General features: G+C 63.5%; 16 protein-coding genes. 3 read left to right on the top strand and 13 right to left on the bottom strand.

Annotated elements, in window-relative coordinates:
- Positions 1-113: 113 nt before the first annotated feature.
- From KO538_RS09545 to KO538_RS09580, 8 genes are all read right to left on the bottom strand, one after another.
- Complete coding sequence (locus tag KO538_RS09545) at positions 114-1,109, bottom strand: succinylglutamate desuccinylase (RefSeq protein ID WP_219328116.1); 996 nt, start codon at positions 1,107-1,109, stop codon at positions 114-116.
- Complete coding sequence (locus KO538_RS09550; RefSeq protein WP_219328117.1) at positions 1,109-5,836, bottom strand: NAD-glutamate dehydrogenase domain-containing protein; 4,728 nt, start codon at positions 5,834-5,836, stop codon at positions 1,109-1,111. The genes KO538_RS09545 and KO538_RS09550 overlap by 1 nt, the downstream gene beginning before the upstream one ends.
- A gap of 151 nt (positions 5,837-5,987) precedes the next feature.
- The gene (astB, locus tag KO538_RS09555) at positions 5,988-7,328 is read right to left on the bottom strand and encodes an N-succinylarginine dihydrolase (protein ID WP_128141654.1); all 1,341 of its coding nucleotides are present in this window, start codon (positions 7,326-7,328) and stop codon (positions 5,988-5,990) included.
- A 20-nt stretch (positions 7,329-7,348) separates the two neighbouring features.
- Positions 7,349-8,839, bottom strand: coding sequence for a succinylglutamate-semialdehyde dehydrogenase (astD, locus tag KO538_RS09560; protein ID WP_072457319.1), 1,491 nt, complete (start codon positions 8,837-8,839; stop codon positions 7,349-7,351).
- Positions 8,832-9,896 (bottom strand): arginine N-succinyltransferase, encoded by a 1,065-nt coding sequence (gene astA, locus KO538_RS09565; protein ID WP_072457321.1) that lies wholly within the window; start codon positions 9,894-9,896, stop codon positions 8,832-8,834. Before astA ends, astD begins: the two co-directional genes overlap by 8 nt.
- Before the next feature lie 13 nt (positions 9,897-9,909).
- The gene (locus tag KO538_RS09570) at positions 9,910-10,941 is read right to left on the bottom strand and encodes an arginine N-succinyltransferase (protein ID WP_072457323.1); all 1,032 of its coding nucleotides are present in this window, start codon (positions 10,939-10,941) and stop codon (positions 9,910-9,912) included.
- A gap of 94 nt (positions 10,942-11,035) precedes the next feature.
- Positions 11,036-12,277: an acetylornithine/succinylornithine family transaminase gene (gene astC / locus KO538_RS09575; RefSeq protein ID WP_034745535.1), complete on the bottom strand. Its 1,242-nt coding sequence runs from the start codon at positions 12,275-12,277 to the stop codon at positions 11,036-11,038.
- Positions 12,278-12,417: 140 nt separating this feature from the next.
- Positions 12,418-13,362, bottom strand: a complete 945-nt coding sequence (locus KO538_RS09580; protein ID WP_072457325.1) for a GlxA family transcriptional regulator — start codon at positions 13,360-13,362, stop codon at positions 12,418-12,420.
- Between the two features lie 131 nt (positions 13,363-13,493).
- Here KO538_RS09580 and KO538_RS09585 point away from each other — a divergent pair, with 131 nt between their 5' ends.
- The 3 genes from KO538_RS09585 (at position 13,494) to KO538_RS09595 (ending at position 15,252) form a co-directional block, all read left to right on the top strand.
- Positions 13,494-13,922 (top strand): MarR family winged helix-turn-helix transcriptional regulator, encoded by a 429-nt coding sequence (locus tag KO538_RS09585; RefSeq protein WP_034745529.1) that lies wholly within the window; start codon positions 13,494-13,496, stop codon positions 13,920-13,922.
- Between the two features lie 44 nt (positions 13,923-13,966).
- Complete coding sequence (locus tag KO538_RS09590) at positions 13,967-14,251, top strand: hypothetical protein (RefSeq protein ID WP_034745526.1); 285 nt, start codon at positions 13,967-13,969, stop codon at positions 14,249-14,251.
- Between the two features lie 152 nt (positions 14,252-14,403).
- Entirely contained in the window at positions 14,404-15,252 is an 849-nt protein-coding gene (locus KO538_RS09595; RefSeq protein ID WP_034745523.1) for an HDOD domain-containing protein, read from the top strand.
- 179 nt (positions 15,253-15,431) lie between these two features.
- Here KO538_RS09595 and KO538_RS09600 read toward each other — a convergent pair whose 3' ends face one another.
- From KO538_RS09600 to secD, 5 genes are all read right to left on the bottom strand, one after another.
- Complete coding sequence (locus KO538_RS09600) at positions 15,432-16,058, bottom strand: glutathione S-transferase family protein (RefSeq protein ID WP_072457327.1); 627 nt, start codon at positions 16,056-16,058, stop codon at positions 15,432-15,434.
- 90 nt (positions 16,059-16,148) lie between these two features.
- Complete coding sequence (locus KO538_RS09605) at positions 16,149-16,850, bottom strand: YafY family protein (protein ID WP_219328118.1); 702 nt, start codon at positions 16,848-16,850, stop codon at positions 16,149-16,151.
- Entirely contained in the window at positions 16,847-17,596 is a 750-nt protein-coding gene (locus KO538_RS09610) for a hypothetical protein (protein ID WP_219328119.1), read from the bottom strand. Before KO538_RS09610 ends, KO538_RS09605 begins: the two co-directional genes overlap by 4 nt.
- Before the next feature lie 75 nt (positions 17,597-17,671).
- Complete coding sequence (secF, locus tag KO538_RS09615) at positions 17,672-18,694, bottom strand: protein translocase subunit SecF (RefSeq protein WP_034745511.1); 1,023 nt, start codon at positions 18,692-18,694, stop codon at positions 17,672-17,674.
- 90 nt (positions 18,695-18,784) lie between these two features.
- Positions 18,785-20,650 (bottom strand): protein translocase subunit SecD, encoded by a 1,866-nt coding sequence (gene secD / locus KO538_RS09620; protein ID WP_034745508.1) that lies wholly within the window; start codon positions 20,648-20,650, stop codon positions 18,785-18,787.
- Positions 20,651-20,711: the final 61 nt, after the last annotated feature.

Below are 20,711 nucleotides of genomic sequence, written 5' to 3' on the forward strand. Positions count from 1 at the left end.
ATCAACTGATTGCTTAATGGATAATTATTTCTGTGCGGAATTTTTTCCACAAAAAAAAAGCGCCAGGCGGGTTTCCCCGGCTGGCGCCTGCTGCTCTGTACATGGCTTGAAGATCAGGACACGCGCACCACCATCAGCCCGGCGCGCAAGCCCACGCGCACGTCCGGATTCGGAAACACCACCAGCTCTTCCGCGTGCCGCACCGTGTAGACATGGTCGCCATCGCTGGCGATCACGGCGTGCTGCGGCAAGGATGTGAAATTCTGCGTGCTGCGATCAAAAGCCATGCGGAATTCATCGCTGTGCTTGATGATTTCCTGCGCCACCTTGAACACGTGCGGTTGCGCCTTGACGGGCTGCGCAGGCAAGCCGCGCAGCAAGCCATCGAGCGCCCGCGACACGTCGTCGAACAGGGACAAATCGTTCTGCCCCAGGGTGCCCACGCGGCCCAGTTCCACCGTGCTGGCGGCCGCGCCGAAATGCTCGGCCGAATAGTAACTATACGTGCCGGCCGACTGCGGGTTCATGATGATGGCGCCGATGGCCGCCTGGCCCAGCCAATCGATCAGCTGTGCCTTGGCGTCGTCGGCCACCAGGTCCGGCACGATGGCAAACGTGGGGTACACGGACGGCCGGATGGCCGTGTGCAAATCCAGATGCCAGCGCACGGGTCCCGCCGCCTCAAAGAACGCTGTTGTCGCGGCGATCATTTCATCGGCACGCGCGCTTTCCGCCGCTTGCGCCAGGCTGCCCCGCACGGGGCGGAACATGCGATTGAGGTCGGCGTCGATGAAACGCTTGCCGGCTCGGATCGCATCGACATTGCCCACGCAAACGAGCAAATCGACGGCCAGCTTCGATGCATCGCGCGACAAGGCGTCGAGCAGATGCGCCAGCACTTCGATCGGTCCCGTCTCGTCGCCATGCACGCCCACCGAGACGGCCACGCTGGCGCGGCCGGCTCCCGGCTTGACGACTTGCAGCATGCCGGGCGCCGGCAAGGCCACCGTGAAACCGGCGTCCGAAAACAACCGGGCCACGCCGCTGAAATCGGCCTGCGCCAGCGCCTGCACTACCGGTGTTACTACCTGGGTTACTTTTTGCGTCATTACACCGCCGCTTCCGCTGCGGTTTTCGCCGTGATTTTATTCACGGCTTCCGACAAGGTCCACACGTCCAGCATGGCTTGCTCCAGTTCCGTCGCCGCCACATAGGCCGACAAGCCCAGCGCACCCGTCACGGCATCGACAGCCTGGCCGGCATTGCCTTGCTCGGCGCGCGCCAGCACCTGCGTCAGCAAACGCTGTTGCGTACGGCGCAGCGCTTGCTGTGCGTAGTTACGCAACTGCTCCTGCGACTTGCCTTGCGCGGCCAGCTTCAAGCCACGTTCCAAGGTGTCGATGCCCGCCTGGCTGCGCAGGGCCAGGCCCACTTGCAGGAAGGAAGCCAGGTCCATCGAGGCAGGACGCGGCACGGACAGGGCCGGGAACAGGAAGCCGGCGACGACTTCCAGCGCGTCGACCGCATCCCACGCCTGCACGAAGGCCGGCGTCAAGCCCGGCACCAGTGCCGCTTCCGACTTGATGCCGACGGCTTTGAGCAGCTCGCGCTTCGATTCCGCACCGAACAAACCGGTCAGTTCGGCCAGGCCGGCGCCGCGCAATTGCTCGGCCGGCACGGACAGCACGCCGGCGATCATCGTTTGCTGCAGCACGCGCGTTTGTGCATCGACCTTGATCGACACGTCGCGTGGAATCGTCAAGGCATCCGCATCGAGCGCGTCGAACACGGGCGCCAGGTTCAGCGCCACCCAGGCCTGGCCCCATGCCAGGATCACGGCCGACTCGTCCACGCCGTGTTCCGCCGCCAGGTTGCGGATCATCAGCGGGCCGCAGCGGTTGATCACTTCATTGGCCAGCACGGTCGCCAGGATGGCGTTGGCCAGCGGATGATCGAGCGCCGAACGGGTTTCCACCAGCAAGGACGGGAAGTAAGGCTTGAGCACCGGCTCGGCCCACGTTTCGCCCGTCAACGGCAAGGCGGACAGGATGCGCTTGAAGCGGTTCTTCACGTTGGCGATCACCACCGCCAGTTCCGGCGTCGTCAAGCCACGGTTGTCCAGCTTGCGGCGTGCCAGTTCGGCCACCGACGGCAGCTGCTCGAGATCGCGCGACAGGGCGCCCTCTTCTTCCAGGCTGGCGATCAGGGCGGCATAGCCATCCTGCACGGCGCTCTCGCTTTGCGCCTGCAGCTCGCGCACCAGCAAATGCGTCTGTTGCGTGTTGTCGCGCAAGACCAGGCGCTCGACGTCGTCCGTCATCGCATACAGCTCGCGGTTGCGTTCTTCTTCCGTCAGCTTGCCCGCGTTCACTTCCACGTCCAGCCAGATTTTCACGTTCACTTCATGGTCCGAGCAATCCACGCCGGCCGAATTGTCGATCGCATCGGTGAAGATGCGGCCGCCGGCCAGCGCGAACTCGATACGGCCCGCCTGCGTCGCACCGAGGTTGCCGCCTTCGGCCACGACTTTCACGCGCAGCTCATTGCCGCTGACGCGGATGTGGTCATTCGCGCGGTCTTTCACTTGCGCGTGGCTCTCCGTCGACGCCTTGATGTAGGTGCCGATGCCGCCGTTGTAGAACAGGTCCACGGGCGACTTCAGGATGCGGTGCATCAGTTCTTCCGGCGGCAGCGAGGTCTCGGCGATATCGAGCGCGGCGCGGATCTGCGGCGACAGTTCGATCGTGCGGGCGGTGCGCGGATACACGCCGCCGCCTGCCGAGATCAAGTCCTTGTTGTAGTCGTCCCACGAGGAGCGCGGCAAGGCGAACAGGCGCGCACGTTCCTCGAACGAGACGGCGACGTCCGGTGTCGGGTCGAGGAAGATGTGGCGGTGGTCGAACGCGGCCACCAGTTTCAGCTGGCGCGACAGCAATACGCCGTTGCCGAACACGTCGCCCGACATGTCGCCCACGCCGACCATGGTGATCGGGGTGGTGTTCAGGTCGTGATCCATTTCATAGAAGTGGCGCTTCACGGCTTCGAACGCGCCCTTGGCGGTGATGCCCAGTTTCTTGTGGTCGTAGCCGTTCGAGCCGCCCGAGGCGAACGCGTCGCCGAGCCAGAAACCGCGCTGCACGGCGATGCCGTTGGCGATATCCGAGAACGTGGCCGTGCCCTTGTCGGCGGCCACCACGAGGTATGGATCGGCTTCATCGAAGCACACGGTGTCGACTGGCGGAACGATATTGCCCAGCGAACGGTTGTCCGTCACTTCCAGCAGGCTGGAAATGAACAGGCGGTAGACGGCTTCGCCTTCGGCCGCGATGGTTTCGCGCACGGCGTCTTTCGGCATCATCTTGCAGACAAAACCACCCTTCGCGCCGGCCGGCACGATGACGGCGTTCTTGACCATCTGCGCTTTCACCAGACCCAGCACTTCCGTGCGGTAATCTTCCATGCGGTCGGACCAGCGCAAGCCGCCGCGGGCGACCGGGCCGCCGCGCAGGTGCACGCCTTCGAAGCGGCGCGAGAAGACGAAAATCTCGCGGTAAGGACGCGGTTCCGGCACCAGCGCCAGGCTGCTGGTGTCGAACTTGAAGATGATCTTGTCGCCTTGTTGATTGTTCTGGAAGTAGCTGGTGCGCAGGGTGGCGGCCATCAGGTCGGCCAGCGCGCCGAGGATTTCCTCGGTATCGGCATGGTTCACGGATGGCAGGCCGGCCTTGATGGCGGCGATGCTTTCCAGGGCCGCCGCATGCTGCGCGTCCGGCAGCGAAGGATCGAAGCGCTGCAGGAACGCTTCCACCAGGGCTTTGACCTGGGCCGGCTGCTTGCGCAGGCTTTCGGCGATGTAGCGCACCGAGAAACGGCTGCCCGTCTGGCGCCAGTAGCTGGTATAGGCGCGCACCAGCTGCACTTCGCGCGTCGACAAGCCGCCTTCGATGACGAGGCCATTCAAACGGCCATCTTCGGCCGTGTCGTTGAACAGGGCGGCAAACAATTCCTGCGCCACGGCGACGACGGATGGCTGCGCCAGTTTCGCCGCGCTGGCGGCATCGACCGTCAGGCTGGTGACGAAATAGCGCGTGCCGTCGGCCAGCGAAACGGAATACGCCTGTTCGCGGTCGATGGCCACGCCCGCGTTGTGCAAGGCCGGCAGGATGGTCGACAGCGGCGGCACCTTGTTGGCCGAGTACAAACGGATCGTGGTGACGGCGCCCGTCTCGATGCGCACGGCCACGTGCGATGGATCCGTATTGCGCAGGATGGTGTCGAGGTCGCGGAAGGCCACGGCCGGCGCGGTGGCGGCCACGTAATCGAGCGGTAACGTGGCGCACAGTTTGCGCAGGCTGGTGCGCAGGGCCACGTCGGGCACGGCGTCGGCCACGGCGGCAAAACCGTTATGCCAGCCGTCGAGCACGCTCAACAGCGGCTGCTCGATATCCGTTTCCAAGTCCAGCGGGTAGCGCGCGGCATGGGCGATCAGGTAGACGCGCGCCAGGGGACCGTCGGCCACCAGGGTTTGCATGCTCACATGCGTGGCGCCGGAACTGGCTTGCAGGGCTTTTGCCAGGCTCGATGCGACGCTGGCGCTGTAGCGCTCGCGTGGCAGGTATACCAGCACGTTCAGGTGGCGCGCATATACGTCGCGGCGCGCGAAGACCTTGGTGCGCGGCTGCTTGTACAGAGAAACGACGGAACCGCACACTTGCGCCAGCCAGTCGAGATCCGCTTCCAGCGCTTCCGTGCGCGGCAAGGACTCAAGGATTTCGCGGAATTTCTCGGCACGGAAGCCTTGCTGGCGCACGCCGGCCAGGCTCAAAACCTTGGCTACGCGGCCGCGCGCAAACGGCAGCGCCGCCAGCGGGGTGGAATTGCCGGCACGGGTAAACAGGCCGACGAAGCAATGCTCGCCCAGGATCGCGCCTTGCGCATCCATGTCGCGCACGCCGATGAAGTCCAACTGCTGGTCGCGGTGCAAAGTGCCTGCCACGTCGGCCTTGACGATGGACAGCGCCGAGTCGCGCTTGGCCAGGGTGTCGAAGTCGCCCGGGATATTCGCCAGGCAGGTGCCGTAGACGGGGTGCGCCGTATCCTGCAGCACGCCGACACGGCTAGGAATGTCGCGTTCCAGTTCGCGCACGCCCGGCTTGACGCGGTAATAGGCATAGCCGAACACTTCAAAGCCGCCGCTGCGGGCCCATTCCAGGAAGGCGGCCACTTCCGCGCCTTCTTCGCCATGCTGCGATGCAGCCGTGGCGACGGCGGCCAGGCGCTCGCTCATGGCGGCGGCATCGCGGCGCACGACGGCGGCGTCGCGCGCGACCGTCTCCAGGGCGGCGACCAGCGCGGCCAGGGCTTCCGGCGCCAGCTCTTCGTCGAGCAGCACCAGCACATACGATTCGAGCGGGTCGCCCGGCTGGCGCACCGCTTCGACGCTGCCGTCGGCGGCGCGGCGCACGGGCAGCACGGTGTTCATCACGCCACGCACGGCCAGGTGCTGGCGGCGCATGGCCATGACGATGGAGTCGACCAGGTAAGGCATGTCTTCGTTCAGGATCAGCAAGGCGCTCGCCATGCCGCCACGTCCATCCGCATAACGCAGGGTGGCGATCTGGCAGCCGTTGCCGGTGCGCTTGGCCGCTTGCGTGAAGCCCTCGACCAGCACGGGCGCCAGGCTGTCGGGCGCGATATCGGCCAGGTCTTCGGCGTCGAGCGAGTCGAGCCATGCCTGCACCAGCTGCACGACAGGCGCTGCCGCCTTGCCTGCATTGCCAGCCGCGTTAATCAACTCCAGCGTTTGTGTACGCAAATCTTGTGGCGTGTGATTCATCTTGCATCTCCATTACGGTAATGTGAATGTCCAACGCTGTCGTTCGGGCTTGTGGCTGGGCGGCAGCGGTGTCAAGAGACGGGGGTCGCCCGTCCAATTCTGTCTGTGCTACGGATAGTTGTCTCGGATGTTCTGTGTGTTTTTCTATCGCCTACAAGTCGTACAATCCAGGTAAGTTGAGGATGATCGTCAATTCTTCAAGCGCCGCATGCACTTCCAGCGCCAGCTGCGGGTCGGCCAGGTCGCCCGGCTCCAGATGGTCGCGGTAGTGTTTTTCCACCCACTGCACCAGCCGATGGTACAGCGTTTCCGTCATGATCACGCCCTGGTGCATGGCGCGTGCCTCGGTCTCCGTCAGGGCCACGCGCAAACGCAGGCAGGCGGGCCCGCCGCCATTGCGCATGCTCTGGCGCAGGTCGAAATGTATCAGTTCGTCGATCGGTCCACCGCTGGCCACCAGGCCTTCCAGGTAGCGCGACACGGCGCGGTTTTCCTGGCATTCCTGCGGTATCACCAGCGCCATCTTGCCGCCCTCTTTCGTCAGCAGCTGGCTGTTGAACAAATAGCTGGTCACCGCATCCTGGATCGGCACCTGGCCCGTGTCCACGCGCAGCGCATCCAGTTGCGCGCCCGTGCCGGCGACGGCGCGGCGCAGCTGCGACAGGCTTGCCTCTTCATCGGCAAACGCCTGCTCGTGATAGAACAGCACATTGCCGTTGCCGACGGCGATGACGTCGTTATGGAACACGCCCTGGTCGATCACGTCCGGGTTCTGCTGCACGTACACGGTGCGCTTCGCGTCCAGGCCATGCAGTCGCGCCACGGCTTGCGACGCTTCCAGGGTCTGGCGCGCCGGATAGCGCTTCGGCGATGGCGCGGACGGATCGAACTCCACGCGACCATACACGAACAATTCCACCGATGGCGCGCCGTGGCTGGCGCCCAGGCGCGTGTGATTGGCCGCACCCTCGTCGCCAAAGGCCGGTGTCGACGGCAGCGCATCGTGCACGGCGAAGTGCCTGTCGTCGCTGAAAATGGCGCGCAGGCTGCGCGCCGACTGCGCGTGCTCGAAGGCGCGGTGCAGCTTGTTATTCAGGTTGGCGGCCGTGAAATGCACGCGGCCATCGTGCGTATCGGCCGACGGGCTGACCGTGGCGGCGTTCGCCGTCCACATGGGCGAGGCGGAATAGGCGCAGGCCAGGATGACGGGCGACTCCTTGTAGGCGCGCGCCAGCACCTCTGCGTCCGTGCCCGTGAAACCGATGGAGCGCAGCAGGCGGAAATTCGGCCGGTCCTGCGGCGGCAGCAAGGCTTGCGCAAAGCCGCGCGCGGCCAGGGCACGCATCTTGGCCAGGCCCTGCAAGGCGGCCTGCTTCGGATTCGAAGCGCTTTTCACATTGCTGAACGAGGCCACGTTGCCGAACGAGAGTCCCGCATAGTTATGCGATGGCCCGACCAGGCCGTCAAAATTGTATTCGCGCGTGCTGTGCATGGGAGGCATGTCCTTAAAATTTAAAAATTCAGGCCGGGCGACAGCTTGGCCGGCATTTCCAGCGCGCCGTTCTCGATCGAAGCGACCGGGTAGGCGCAGTAATCGGCCGCGTAATAGGCGCTCGGACGGTGGTTGCCCGACTTGCCGATGCCGCCAAACGGCGCCGTGCTGGCCGCGCCCGTGGTCGGACGGTTCCAGTTGACGATGCCGGCGCGCGCGCGCGTCTGGAACGTTTGCCACAAGGCCGGATCGTCGGACAGCAGCGCCGCAGCCAGGCCGAATTCCGTGGCATTGGCCACCTTCAGGGCCGCATTGAAATCGGCCACGCGGATCACTTGCAGCAGTGGGCCGAACCACTCTTCGTCGGGAATGCCGGCAGCACTAGTCACGTCGACGATGCCGGCCGTCACAAAGCCCGCCTCGGGATTCAACTGGCGCATCTGCAGCAAGGTGGTGCCGCCCTTGGCGACCATGTCCGCCTGCGCCTGCACCAGGCGTTTTGCCACGGCACTCGATACCACTGGGCCCATGAACGGCTGCGGCTGGGCGTCGGATGCGCCGATACCCAGTTTCGCGGCCACTTCCACCAGGCGCGCGATGAAGGCGGCACCGGCGGCGTTATCCTGCACCACCAGGCGGCGTGCGCAGGTGCAGCGCTGGCCGGCCGAGACAAAGGCGGAGAAGATCGCGTGGTGCACGGCCGCGTCGACATCCTTCACGTCCCACACGACGAGGGCGTTGTTGCCGCCCATTTCCAGCGCCAGCATCTTGCCCGGCTGGCCGCCGAACTGGCGGTGCAGGCTGATACCCGTCTGGCACGAACCCGTAAACAGCACGCCGTCGAGATGTGGATTGGCGCCCAGCGCCACGCCCGTGTCGCGCCCGCCGTTGACGAGGTTGACGACGCCATTCGGCAAGCCTGCCTGCTGCCACAGCTGCACGGTTTTGATGGCCGTGCGCGGCGCATATTCGCTGGGCTTGAAGACGATGGTGTTACCGGCGATCAGGGCCGGCACGATGTGGCCGTTCGGCAGGTGGCCGGGGAAATTGTACGGACCGAAGACGCCGAACACGCCATGCGGACGGTGGCGCAGCACGGCGTCGCCATCGGCGATCTTGCTTTGCGTGATGCCCGTGCGCGCGTTGTACGACTGTACCGAGATATCGATCTTGTTGGCCATGGTGGCCACTTCCGTGCGCGACTCCCACAGCGGCTTGCCCACTTCTTCCGAGATCAGCAGCGCCAGCGCTTCCGCATGTTCCTTCAGCAGTTCGCGAAAGCGCACGCAGATGGCGATGCGCTCTTCGACGGGCGTGTCGGCCCACGCTTCGAAAGCGGCGCGCGCGGCCTGGCACGCCTGTTCGACTTCGTTCTCCGTCGCTTCCAGGCTAGCCCAGGTCTGCTTGCCGTTCGACGGATCGATGGTGGCCAGTTCACGGCCCGTGCCTGGCAGCCAGGCGCCGTTGATGAAGTTCGATGCTGCGGTAGATGGATTCAATACGTTAGACATGGGGATGCTTCCTCGGGTTGAGTGACAAGGTGCGCACGGTATCGCCGTGATGGCAGCGCAGCAGATGCAGTTCATCGTCGTCGAGCGCGATCTTGCCGCTGTGCGGATTGGCGCTGGTGACGATCATGCGGAAATCTTTCAGGTCGGTGTTCGACACCAGGTAAGGCTCGGCCTGGGCGGCATCGCCGCACACTTCCGGTGCAGGCACTGGCACAGTCGCGGCGTCGAGCACGGCCGGCATGCTGTCGCGCATGGCGCGCAGTTCGGAGACGCGCGCCTGCAGCACGGGACCGGCGTCGAAAATGTCGACATAGCCTTCGAAGTGCAAGCCTTCCTGTTCCAGCAGGCGGCGCGCGGGCGCCGTGCTCAGATGCACCTTGCCGATGACTTCCTGCGCTTCGTCGGGCAGGTAGGCCACGTACATGGGCTGGCGCGGCATCAGTTCGGCGATGAACGATTTTTTACCGAGGCTCGTCAAGTCGTCGACATGGTGGAAATCCATCTTGAAGAAATGGCGGCCCAGGCCTTCATAGAACGGCGAGCTGCCGTCCGGCGCCTGGTAGCCGCGCATTTCCGCGATCAGCTTTTCCGTGAACAGCTGCGGGAACTGGGCGATGAACAGGAAACGGCTTTTCGACAGCAGCTTGCCGTTGTTGCCGCTGCGGTAATCGGGGTGCAGAAACAGCGAGCACAGTTCCGTGCTGCCCGTCAGGTCGTTCGACAGGTACAGGGTTTCCATGCGCGTAAACACGTCGAGCTCGCGGCTGGAATGGACCAGAGTGCCGATGCGGTAGTTATAGAACGGTTCGTCCAGACCCACGGCGCCCTTGATGGCGCACACGCCGGCCAGGCGGCCCGTATCGGTATCCTCCATGACGAACATGTAATCGCGCTTTTCTGGCGGAATGGTTTCGGCGAACGAGGCGCAGGCGATGGCCAGGCGGTCGCCCAGCATTTTCATGTCCGGCTTGAGGGTGGTCATGCCGGTGCCGACCTGGCTGGCCAGGCCATACAGGGCATCGAGGTCATTGGCGTTGATGGCGCGTACTACTAGCATAAAATTGACTCCCTTAGATACGCACGCAAATGACGCTGTCGCCTTCGGCCACGGCCAGCGCCTCGAGCAGGTCTGCCGGCAAGCCGACGCTGTCCTGCGCTTCGAGCGCATCGCAGGCGAAGGTCACGGCGCGGAAATTGCGCTCGGCGCCGGAAGCGACGGCATAATTGACTTTCAGGCCCGTGCGGCTGGGCGTGACGCCGGCGACGACGCGGCGCGTGAGCGAGCCCGTAAACGAGCGCAGCGCATGCTTGTGCGCCTGCAGGATCGGGCCGCCATCGAAGATGTCGATGTAATCGTCGGCTTCAAAGCCTTCTTCCGTCAGCAGATTGAACGCCAGTTCGCCGCTCGGGTGGATCTGGCCCATGGCCGCCTGCGCGTCGCCGGGCAGCAGCGGCACGTACACGGGGTAATGCGGCATCAGTTCGACGATCAGGGTGCGGTTGCGCGCCCCGCCGATGACTTTTTCGGCATCGAGGAAATCCATCTGGAAGAACTTTCGGCCCAGCGCATCCCAGAATGGCGACTGGCCGTTGGCGTCCGTGATGCCGGCCAGCGGCACGAAGAAGCGGTCGCCGAAACGGTGCGGCGCCAGCACGGCGAACAGCAGCCGCGCGCGCGACAGCAGGGCCGCTTCCAGGCCCGCCTGCTCCATGTTGCGCACGTAGAAGCCGGACAGCTGCGAGTACGCCGTCAGCTCCGAGCACAGGGTCAGCGCATGCACGCTGTGGCTGATGTTCAGGTCGCGCGAGACTTGCTGGATGACGTCGTTGCGGAAGGAAAAATAGGTGCCGTTCGAGCCGGCCGAGGCGAAGATGGCGGCCGTACCAAAGATGCTCTTGTCGAGCAGGGATTCAAGCACGAAGAGATACGACTCTTCGCTGGGGATGTCGACATGGGCGGCAAACGAGGCGATGGAGCGCTCGACGGAGGCGGCGATTTTTTCGCGCGTCTTCGGCAGGGTATGGACACCCGGCATGGTGACTGCGGCCAGCGCTTCGAGGGCTGCAATATCCGCAATTTCTACCGGACGGACAACATACATGGGTACTCCTTCAATGCTGACGATGCTGGGGTAGAACCAAGCCGGCCCGCAGCAAAGCGGCGGGCCGGTGATCAAACAGGGAGCGGGGCTAGCTTCAGGCTTTCAGCATGCCGTCGATGGCGGCGCGCAGCAGACGGCCCGCTTCGGCGATCTGCTCGTCCGAGACGATCAGGGCCGGCGCCAGGCGCACCACGTCCATGCCGGCGATCAGCACCATCAAGCCTTGCGCTTCGGCCGCTTTCTGGATGTCTTTCGCGCGGCCTTTGTAGGCATCGGTGACGACCAGGCCCAGCAGCAAACCGCTGCCGCGCACGATGGAGAACACTTGCGGGTAATCGGTGATCAAGCCTTGCAGCATGGCGATGGTGTTGACGCTCGCTTCTTTCACGCGCGCCAGGAATGCCGGCGTGTTGATCGTGTCCAGCACGGTCAGGGCCACGGTGGCGGCCAGCGGGTTGCCGCCGTAGGTGGTGCCGTGGGTGCCGACGGCCAGGGTCTGCGCCAGTTCATTCGTGGTCAGCATGGCGCCGATCGGGTAGCCGTTGCCCAGGGCCTTGGCGGCCGTCAGGATGTCCGGCGTGACGCCGTAGCCCATGTAGGCGAACAAGGCGCCAGTGCGGCCCATGCCGCTCTGGACTTCGTCGAAAATCAGCAGGGCGCCCGTCTTGTCGCACAGGGCGCGCAACTCCTTGAGGAATTCCGGATTGCCCGGCACCACGCCGCCTTCGCCTTGTACCGGCTCGACGATCACTGCGCACACGTCATCGCCGATGGCGGCGCGCGCCGCTTCGATGTCGTTGTAGGCGATGTGGTCGATCGATGGCGGCAACGGCTCGAAGCCTTCCGTGTACTTGGCCTGACCGCCGACGGAGACCGTAAACAGGGTGCGGCCGTGGAAGGAGCTGAAGCACGAGATGATGCGCGACTTGTGCGCGCCGAATTTGGTGTGCGCGTACTTGCGCGCCAGCTTCAGGGCCGCTTCGTTGGCTTCCGCGCCCGAGTTGCAGAAGAAGGCGCGGTCGGCGAAGGTCGCTTCCGTCAACGCCAGCGCCAGGCGCAGGACAGGCTCGTTGGTGTAGCCGTTGCCCAAATGCCACAAATTATTGATTTGCTTGGTCAGCACGTCGACCAGCGCAGGATGGCAGTGACCGAGGCTGTTGACGGCGATGCCGGAGGTGAAATCGAGGTAATGCTTGCCTGACTGGTCCCACAGATCCAGTCCGGAACCGCGCACGGGCACCATGGCTGCAGGGGCGTAGGTAGGAACGAGGACCTGGTCAAAGGTTTCCCGGGTGACTGGACGAGCCGTTACGGTCGAATCAAGCTTGGCATTCATAGCATTTCCCCATCAATATGTTAGGTACTCCGCAGCTACGACAGCTACGTGTGTACTGCATTATAAAAAGCGGGATGCTAAAACTCTTTTGAATCTGCGACAAGGATTTTCACAATTCATCACAGCCGGGCTTGCTTTAATCACGCAGGCGGCATCAGCTTTCTTTGGCGTTCTTCGCGCGGGGTATTGCCAAACAGGGTGCCAAACGCCGTGGAAAAGTGCGAGCCCGAGGAAAAGCCGCACATCAGGCCTACTTGCACAATGGAATAATGTGTATCGAGTAACAGTTGCCGTGAGCGCCGCAGGCGCAGCTCCAGGTAGTAGCGCGATGGCAAGCTGCCCAGGTATTGCTTGAACAGCCGCTCGAGCTGGCGCCGCGACAGGCCCACCAGGCTGGCGATGTCGTCGGTCGACAGCGGTTCCTCGATATTGGCTTCCATCAAGGTCACCGCCTCGGAAAGCTTGGGCTGCAGTACGCCGAAACGCGCCTGCAGGGCCACCCTCTGGCGCTCTTCCTTGCCGCGCACCTTGTCCACGCACAGCGCTTCCTTGACGAGCGCCTGCACGTCGGCGCCAAAGATGGTTTCGATCAGGGTCAGCGAAAAATCGATGCTGGCCGCGCCGCCGCAGCAGGTGATGTGCGGGCCGTCGATGTCGAACAAATGCGGCGTCAGGATGGCCCGTTCGGCCTTCGCTTCCGCATCGGCGTACAAGGCCCACGGCAAGGCGATGCGCACGCCATCCATGACACCCGCGCCGGCCAGCCACAGCACGGCCGCGCCCACGCCGCCCCAGAACGGCGCCGAACGGCAGCGCTCGATCACGGCCCGGCACAGCTCGGCGCGCAGCGGCGCCTCCGTCTCGTCGGCCACCAGCAGCGCGATATGCCAGTTGCCGCCCTGCGCGGCCACCTGTTCCGGCGTGCGCACGTCCAGTTGCAAGGCACCGGGTCCCAGCGCCCGCGCGCACAGGCGCAGCGGCTGCACCAGGCCGGCCCAGGTGATCGACTCGGCATCGCCGGCATGGACCAGCAGCAAACGCAGCGGTTTGTCGAGGCCGATACGGGAAAGATTAGCGAAGGACATCGGCGAGGCGGACCAAGGGCAAGGGCTGAGTTGCCCACATGATACCGGACTTCCGCCCCGTCGCGCCCCTCATGCAAGGGCGCATCCCGGCGCGGCGGAAAAAAGCGGAGCGGAAGGATATAATCACCCCCATGGGTGAACGATATTTAAAAAGTATCCGGCTGCTGGCCGAATGCATGCAAGGCTTCGAGCGGTTTTCTGGCGACTTCGTGCGCCAGTACGGCTTGACGCATGCGCAATTCGACATCATTGCCACGCTCGGCAACACCCGCGGCATGTCCTACAAGGAACTGGGCCAGAAAACCCTGATTACCAAGGGTACTTTGACGGGCGTGGTGGACCGGCTGGAACAGAAGGGGCTGGTGATACGCGAACGTTGTCCACGCGACAAGCGTTCCTATTACGTGCGCCTGAGCTGCGAGGGCGAACAGGTGTTCCATGACGTGTTCCCCAAGCTGACAACGCAGGGCCAGCGCCTGTTCGACGGCTATACCGAAGACGATTTCATACGTCTGGAAAGCACCCTGGCGGGACTGAAACAGGCCATCGCCAACGGCTGACCATACACCAGACACCGACATTCAAACAAGACAAAGGAACCAAGTTGAAAACCTCACTGCTCGAAGGCAAAAAGCCTGCTCATTTCGATAAACACATCATCGGCAACCTGCTGCTCAACGCCAGCACGCCGGAACTGGTGCGTCAGGAAAAACTGATCATCGGCGTGCGCAACGAAGACGGCGAAATCTATCGCCTGATCGGCGCCACCAAGCACAACAGCTTCATGAACGCCGTCGAGGAACTGTTCGACCTGGGCTTGACGGATGAGCTGGAAGACAGCGATGAACTCGTTGAAGGCTGCGACGCGATATTTAGCGAAGCAGACTGATAACGCTCGTATGATCCCAAAAGGGCATGCCGCTGATCAAGTGGCATGCCTTTTTCCGTTTACAGGGCTTTGCTTGCCTTTTGCTAAGCTGTTTGCGAAAAGATCATGCTTAAAAAGTTCCGCACGGAAATATTGCGAGTATAATTTTTTCAATGAACAGACTCGACGCCTTTAAAAGCATCGCCGCACAAGCCGCTCGTGGCGAGCTGACCTTTCCTGCCAATGTGGACGCTTCGCTCAAGCTGCAAGAGGCGCTGGCCGATCCCGACTGCCATATCGAGGCCGCCGCCAAACTGGTGCAGGCTGACCCGCTGCTGGCCGCGCGCACGGTGGCCATCGCCAATTCCGTGGCGTTCAACCGTTCCGGCAATGAAATCACCAGCGTGCGCAACGCCGTGCAGCGGCTAGGCGTGCGTACCCTGCAGTCGGTGGTGGCATCGCTGATCGTGCGCCAGCTGGGCAGCACCATTACCGATCCCGTGCTGCAAGCGAAGGCCAACCAGCTGTGGGAGCATACGGCGCACGTGGCGGCCCTGTCGCAGGTATTGGCCCGCCGCGTCACCAAAGTGGACCCCGATACGGCCCTGTTTGCCGGCATCATGCATGAAGTGGGCGGCTTTTATCTGCTGTCGCGCGCGGCCGAATTCCCCGGCATCCTCGACGGCGAACCGGAAGACTGGGTCGAACATGGCGAACAGGCCATCGGCCACGGCGTCCTGGCCAAACTGAAGGTACCGGAAGCGGTCAGGGGCGCCATCGATGCGCTGTGGGAAGGCTTGCGCGCCATCCCGCCCGAATCGCTGGGCGACACCCTGCTGCTGGCAAATGACCTGGCGCCCGTCTCGTCACCGCTCAATGAAAGCCCGGCCGCCATCGCCGTGCGGGCCGCCCGCGCCGCGCGCAGCATCGATTGCCTGATCGGCGACGATGCGACCTTGTCGAGCATCATGGAAGAATCGGATGATGAAGTGCAATCGCTGCTGAAGGTACTCGTGCACTAGGCTGCCTGCCGCACCGGATGCGAGCACTCACTATCAGTGCCAGGCTTCCATAGCGGCAAACAAAAAAAACCCGCTCGAAAGCGGGTAAAGTCCAAAGCTAGGGATGTCCTGAAAGAGACAGCCCTATCTTATGCGCTGTGCCGCGCCAGCTCCGTGCGCTGGCTCACTTAGCGCACACATTATCCCGGCAACAGTTCCACGTCCGTTTCCTGCCAGGCGCGCAGCTGGCGCACGCGGGCAAACCACGCCTGGATGTGCTGGTACTGCGCCAGCGGCAAGCGCACGGCCTCGCTGTACATCAGCGGCGCGGCGACGGCGAACTCGGCCAGGGTCAAGGCATCGCCGCAGAGCCACTCACGCTGCGCCAGATGCGCATCCAGCACCACGGCACAGGCATGCAGTTCGTGCTCGCCGCGCGCCTCTTCCAGCGGGTCCGCGGGACCATTGCCCGTCATGCCTTTCCAGGCGCGTTCCCAGGCCAGCACGCTGATGGCGGGCGCAAAGTGCTGCGCGGCCCAGAACAGCCAGCGGTTGACGTCGGCGCGCGCTTGCGGCGCCTGCGGGTAAATCGTCTGGCCCGGCACCTGCTCGGCCAGGTATTGCATGATGGCGCACGATTCCCACAGCAGGAAATCGCCATCGGCCAGCACGGGCACTTTGCCGTTCGGGTTCAGTTCGGCCAGGCGGCGGCGGTCGTCCGCATTCATCAGGTCGACTTCGGCCAGCTCCAGAGGCAGGCCGAGGTGGATCGCCGTCATCAGGGCACGGCGGGCATTCGAAGACATGGGGTGGTGGTACAGGCGCATGATGGATAGCTCCGGTGAGTGAGGAAGCCACCATCGTAGTCGCCGTCACTGACAGTTTTTGTCAGGAGCGCATCTGAGGATTCCGGGTCGCTAGCTTTCCGGATCAATCTCGTGCGCTTTGCGCCAGGCATCGAGCAGTACATGGCGCCGCGTGGGATAGCGCTCCGCATGCTGCAGCACGTCGGCGATGCGGTCGATGCGGAAATGCCGGTAATCGCCGCGCAACTCGCACCAGGCGGCCAGCAGGCGCTTGCCTTCGAAAAAAGCCAGGGCGAAAGGCCACACCGTGCGCGAAGTGGCGCTGCCATGCTCATCCTGATAGGCGAGCGTGAGCTTCTGTTCATAGCGGATCGCCTCGCGCACGGGCTGCACGTAACGATCGGCCGGCTGCGTGCCATCGGCGGGACGCCCCAGCGGCACCCACAAGCTGGTCTCGGCCATGCTGTCGCGCAGGTCGCGCGGCGAAGCGGCCGCGATCTTGGCCAGGGCATTGCTGGCCGCCTGCGCCAAGCCCGCATCGCCCTGCCGGCGTACCCAGCGCGCGCCCAGCACCAGCGCTTCCAGTTCATCGGGACCAAACATCAGCGGCGGCAGGAATGCGCCGCGGCGCAGCACATAGCCGATGCCGGCCTCGCCCTGCAGGGGCGCGCCCAGTTCGGCCAGGGTCTGGATATCGCGGTAAATCGTGCGTTCGGAAACACCGAGCTGCTGCGCCAGCTGGGCCGCCGTGACGGGCACGCGCCTGGCGCGCATGGCGTCCATCAGCAGGAATAAACGGCCGCTGCGGCTCATGGGCAGGCCTGCAAGGCCTGGTCGCCCATGACGAGGGCCGACAGGGCCGGCACATACAGATAGCCGTCGGGCAGCATGCGCGCCGCGCGCATCCCCTCCTCCACGCCAGCGATGCCGTAGCAGCGCTGCAGGCGGGCGGCAGCCGGCCACCAGTAGACGGCAGCCTCCTGGTCGGGAAAGCGCTGGCGCACGCTATCGGCCTGCGCCGCCACTTGCCGGAAGTCGCGGTAAAAGGCGGGGGCGATGCCCAGCTCCGCGGCAAACGCCGCTTCCTGCGCCGCCGTCTCTGCCAACCGGGCCGCCAGCGCCACCGTTTCACCGTTCAGATCCTCGGCCGCCACACCCGCTTCAACCAGGATGCGCCGCATCTGCGCCCGGTCGACCTGCGCGCGCAGGAACGCCGATTCCTGCAGTGCCAGCACGGCGCCGTCGGGTATGCTTTTGTGCCGCGCGGCCGGGAACACATACAGGGCGCAGCTGCCGGCGCACAGCGTGTCGATGGCGAGACGCCATTGCTGCTGGCGCAGATAGCGGCCCAGCTGCATCGCCGCCTGCGGATCGCCTGCATCGCTATTGACGCGCAACAGCGTGGTGCCCGGCGTAGCCAGCAGCCGCAGCTTGTCCACGTCGCCCTCGGCAATCGGGCCGCGCATGGCGATGCTGCCGGCATCGGCACGGCTGAAATCGGCGGCGCCCGCGCATGCCGTCACGCCTGCCATCATGCCCATCAATAAAATACGCTTCATCATCATCCGTTACAAAAAAAAACGACCACCGCAAACGGTGATCGTTTTTCCATTCGACCTGCAAAAAACCTGCGCTTACACCACGGCGCCGTCGGTTTCGTCTTTTTCCTTGACAGGCTTGATCAAGTCTTCACGCTTGACGCCCAGCCACATGGCGATCGAGGCCGCGACGAACACGGACGAGTAAATACCGAAGCAGATACCGATGGTCAGCGCCAGTGCGAAGTGGTGCAGGGTCTGGCCGCCGAAGATCAGCATCGACAGCACCATCATCTGGGTCGAGCCGTGGGTGATGATGGTACGCGAAATGGTGCTGGTAATCGCGCTGTCGATCACTTCATGCACGGTCGCCTTGCGCTGCTTGCGGAAGTTTTCGCGGATACGGTCAAAGATCACCACCGATTCGTTGACGGAATAGCCGAGCACCGCCAGGATCGCCGCCAGCACCGTCAGCGAGAATTCCCATTCGAAGAAAGCGAAGAAGCCCAGGATGATCACCACGTCATGCAAGTTGGCGATAATGGCCGAGACAGCGTATTTCCATTCGAAGCGGATGGCCAGGTAGATCATCACGCCGATAATCACCACCACCAGCGCGTTCAAGCCATTCTGCGCCAGTTCCTCACCCACTTGCGGGCCGACGAATTCAACTTTCTGCAGGACGACCGCTTCGCTGCCGGCAGCATCCATACACGCGCTCTTGAGCACATGCTCGCCCTTGTCGGTGACGGTGTCGATGGCCTTGGTCGAGCCTTGCTCGGCCTTGCACAAGGCTTCAAACACGCGCTGCGAGGTGTTGGCGGCGCTGACGCCATTTTCCACCGGCAGGCGTATCATCACGTCGCGCGCCGTATCGAAGCTGGTCACGCCCGGCTCTTCATAGCCCATGGCGATCAGGGTGCCGCGTATGCCTTCCAGATTGGCCGCCTTCGGGTATTTCACCTCCATCAGGGTGCCGCCCTTGAATTCGACGGACAGGTGCAAGCCCTTGTGCACCAGGAAGAAGACGGCGGCAAGGAAGGTCACGGCCGAAATCACGTTGAAAATCAACGCATGGCGCATGAAGGGAATATCTTTTTTGATCCGGAAAAATTCCATGAAATCCTCTGAGTTCTATTCTGTGCGTCCGGCGGCTATGCCACCGGACGCGATCGCTGTTGACGCTATTGGGTGAGTCGGGGCCGTCGCTTATTTGCTGGTGCCCGGCACCCACACCGTGCCGATCGACAAGGTCGTCAGCTTTTTCTTGCGGCCATACCAGAGGTTGACCACGCCGCGCGACACGAACACGGAGGAGAACATCGAGGTCAGAATACCCAGGCAATGCACAACAGCGAAGCCGCGCACAGGACCGCTGCCGAAGGCCAGCAGCGCCAGGCCGACGATCAGGGTGGTCACGTTCGAGTCGAGAATCGTGGCCCAGGCGCGGTCGAAGCCGGCGGCGATCGCCGCTTGCGGCGTATTGCCGGCGCGCAGCTCTTCACGGATACGTTCATTGATCAGCACGTTCGCGTCAATCGCCATACCCAGCGCCAGCGCGATAGCGGCGATACCTGGCAAGGTCAACGTCACCTGGATCATCGACAGCAAGCCGACCAGCAACAGCAGGTTGGTGGCCAGGGCCAGCACGCTGAAGGCGCCGAACAGCATGTAGTAGGCGATCATGAAGACGGCGATGGCGATGAATCCGTACAGGGTCGAGTGGAAGCCCTTGGCGATGTTTTCCGCGCCCAGCTGCGGTCCGATCGTGCGTTCTTCGATGACGGTCATCGGTGCGGACAGGGCGCCCGAGCGCAGCAGCAGCGCCAGTTCATTCGCGTTTTCCGCGCCGCCCATGCCGGTGATCTGGAAGCGCGAACCGAGTTCCTGCTGGATGGTGGCAACCGACAGCACTTCCGGCTTGCCCTTTTCAAACAGTACGATGGCCATGCGCTTGCCCACGCGTTCGCGCGTCGCTTCGCGCATCTTGCGGCCGCCGTCGCCGTTCAGGTCGATCGATACGGCCGCTTGCTGGTTCTGGTCGAAGCTGGCCGTGGCGCTGGAGATATAGTCGCCCGTCAGGATCACGTCTTTCGCCAGCACGACAGGTACGCCCTTGCCGACGGTGAACAGTTCCGAGTTGAACGGGATGGCGCTCGACAGTTCGGTGCCAGGCACGATGCTTTCATCGACCAGGCGCACTTCCAGGGTCGCCGTGCGGCCGATAATGGCTTTCGCGCGGGCCACGTCCTGCACGCCAGGCAATTGCACCACGATGCGGTCAGGGCCTTGCTGCTGGATCAGCGGCTCGGCCACGCCCAGCTCGTTGACGCGCTTGGACAGGGTGGAGATATTCTGTTTCACGCCTTCATCGATGGTGGCTTTCAGGGCCGCCGGCTTCAGGGTGATGTTCAGTTTCAAATCGCTGCCTTCGCCCGCATCGGCGAACGCCAGTTCCGTCATCTGGTCGGACAGGACATTTTTTGCCTTCACGCGCGTTTCCGCGTCGCGGAAGTTGATTTGCACGCTGTCGCCCACACGCTCGATGCCGGCGTGGCGGATATTCTTGTCGCGCAACACGCTACGCGCGGCGGACTGGACGCCCTGGACTTTCTTGTTCAGTACGGCTTTCGCATCGACCTGCATCAGGAAGTGCACGCCACCGCGCAAGTCCAGGCCCAGGAACATGGGCAAGGCATGCAATTTTTGCATCCACAATGGGGTATTGGCTTGCAGATTGACCGTCACGATGTAAGCGGGATCGCTGGCATCGGTGTTCAGGTCTTTTTCCAGCACCAGTTTCGCCTTGAACTGGGTATCGGGATCGGCGAAACGCACGCGCACGGAGGCGAGGTTGCCGGCGCCATCCATGGTGACACCTTCCGACTTGACGTTCTCTTTCGTCAATATTTGCTCGACTTGCGTCATCAGCTCGCCCGTCACTTTGACGGTCGACTTGCCGCTGGTTACTTGCAGCGCCGGTGACTCACCGAAATAGTTGGGCGCCGTATAGAGTGCGCCCAGCAATAAGGCGACGACGATGATGATGTATTTCCAGGCAGGATAGCGATTCATATTGATTCAGCGTTCAGTGTTGAGCGTCGGAGGCGTCGCGAGGGGCGGCGGGTAGCCGCCC

The sequence above is a fragment of the Janthinobacterium sp. NKUCC08_JDC genome, from assembly GCF_019345575.1.
Lineage (GTDB): Bacteria > Pseudomonadota > Gammaproteobacteria > Burkholderiales > Burkholderiaceae_D > Janthinobacterium > Janthinobacterium aestuarii.

Excerpts from the sequence above, each read along its gene's own strand:
- KO538_RS09545 (WP_219328116.1), bottom strand. The coding sequence starts at position 1,109 with ATGACGCAAAAAGTAACCCAGGTAGTAACACCGGTAGTGCAGGCGCTG.
- astA (WP_072457321.1), bottom strand. The coding sequence starts at position 9,896 with ATGCTAGTAGTACGCGCCATCAACGCCAATGACCTCGATGCCCTGTAT.
- astB (WP_128141654.1), bottom strand. The coding sequence starts at position 7,328 with ATGCACAGCACGCGCGAATACAATTTTGACGGCCTGGTCGGGCCATCG.
- secF (WP_034745511.1), bottom strand. The coding sequence starts at position 18,694 with ATGGAATTTTTCCGGATCAAAAAAGATATTCCCTTCATGCGCCATGCG.
- KO538_RS09580 (WP_072457325.1), bottom strand. The coding sequence starts at position 13,362 with ATGTCCTTCGCTAATCTTTCCCGTATCGGCCTCGACAAACCGCTGCGT.
- astC (WP_034745535.1), bottom strand. The coding sequence starts at position 12,277 with ATGAATGCCAAGCTTGATTCGACCGTAACGGCTCGTCCAGTCACCCGG.
- secD (WP_034745508.1), bottom strand. The coding sequence starts at position 20,650 with ATGAATCGCTATCCTGCCTGGAAATACATCATCATCGTCGTCGCCTTA.
- KO538_RS09605 (WP_219328118.1), bottom strand. The coding sequence starts at position 16,850 with ATGAGCCGCAGCGGCCGTTTATTCCTGCTGATGGACGCCATGCGCGCC.
- astD (WP_072457319.1), bottom strand. The coding sequence starts at position 8,839 with ATGTCTAACGTATTGAATCCATCTACCGCAGCATCGAACTTCATCAAC.
- KO538_RS09600 (WP_072457327.1), bottom strand. The coding sequence starts at position 16,058 with ATGCGCCTGTACCACCACCCCATGTCTTCGAATGCCCGCCGTGCCCTG.
- KO538_RS09550 (WP_219328117.1), bottom strand. The coding sequence starts at position 5,836 with ATGAATCACACGCCACAAGATTTGCGTACACAAACGCTGGAGTTGATT.
- KO538_RS09610 (WP_219328119.1), bottom strand. The coding sequence starts at position 17,596 with ATGAAGCGTATTTTATTGATGGGCATGATGGCAGGCGTGACGGCATGC.
- KO538_RS09585 (WP_034745529.1), top strand. The coding sequence starts at position 13,494 with ATGGGTGAACGATATTTAAAAAGTATCCGGCTGCTGGCCGAATGCATG.
- KO538_RS09595 (WP_034745523.1), top strand. The coding sequence starts at position 14,404 with ATGAACAGACTCGACGCCTTTAAAAGCATCGCCGCACAAGCCGCTCGT.
- KO538_RS09570 (WP_072457323.1), bottom strand. The coding sequence starts at position 10,941 with ATGTATGTTGTCCGTCCGGTAGAAATTGCGGATATTGCAGCCCTCGAA.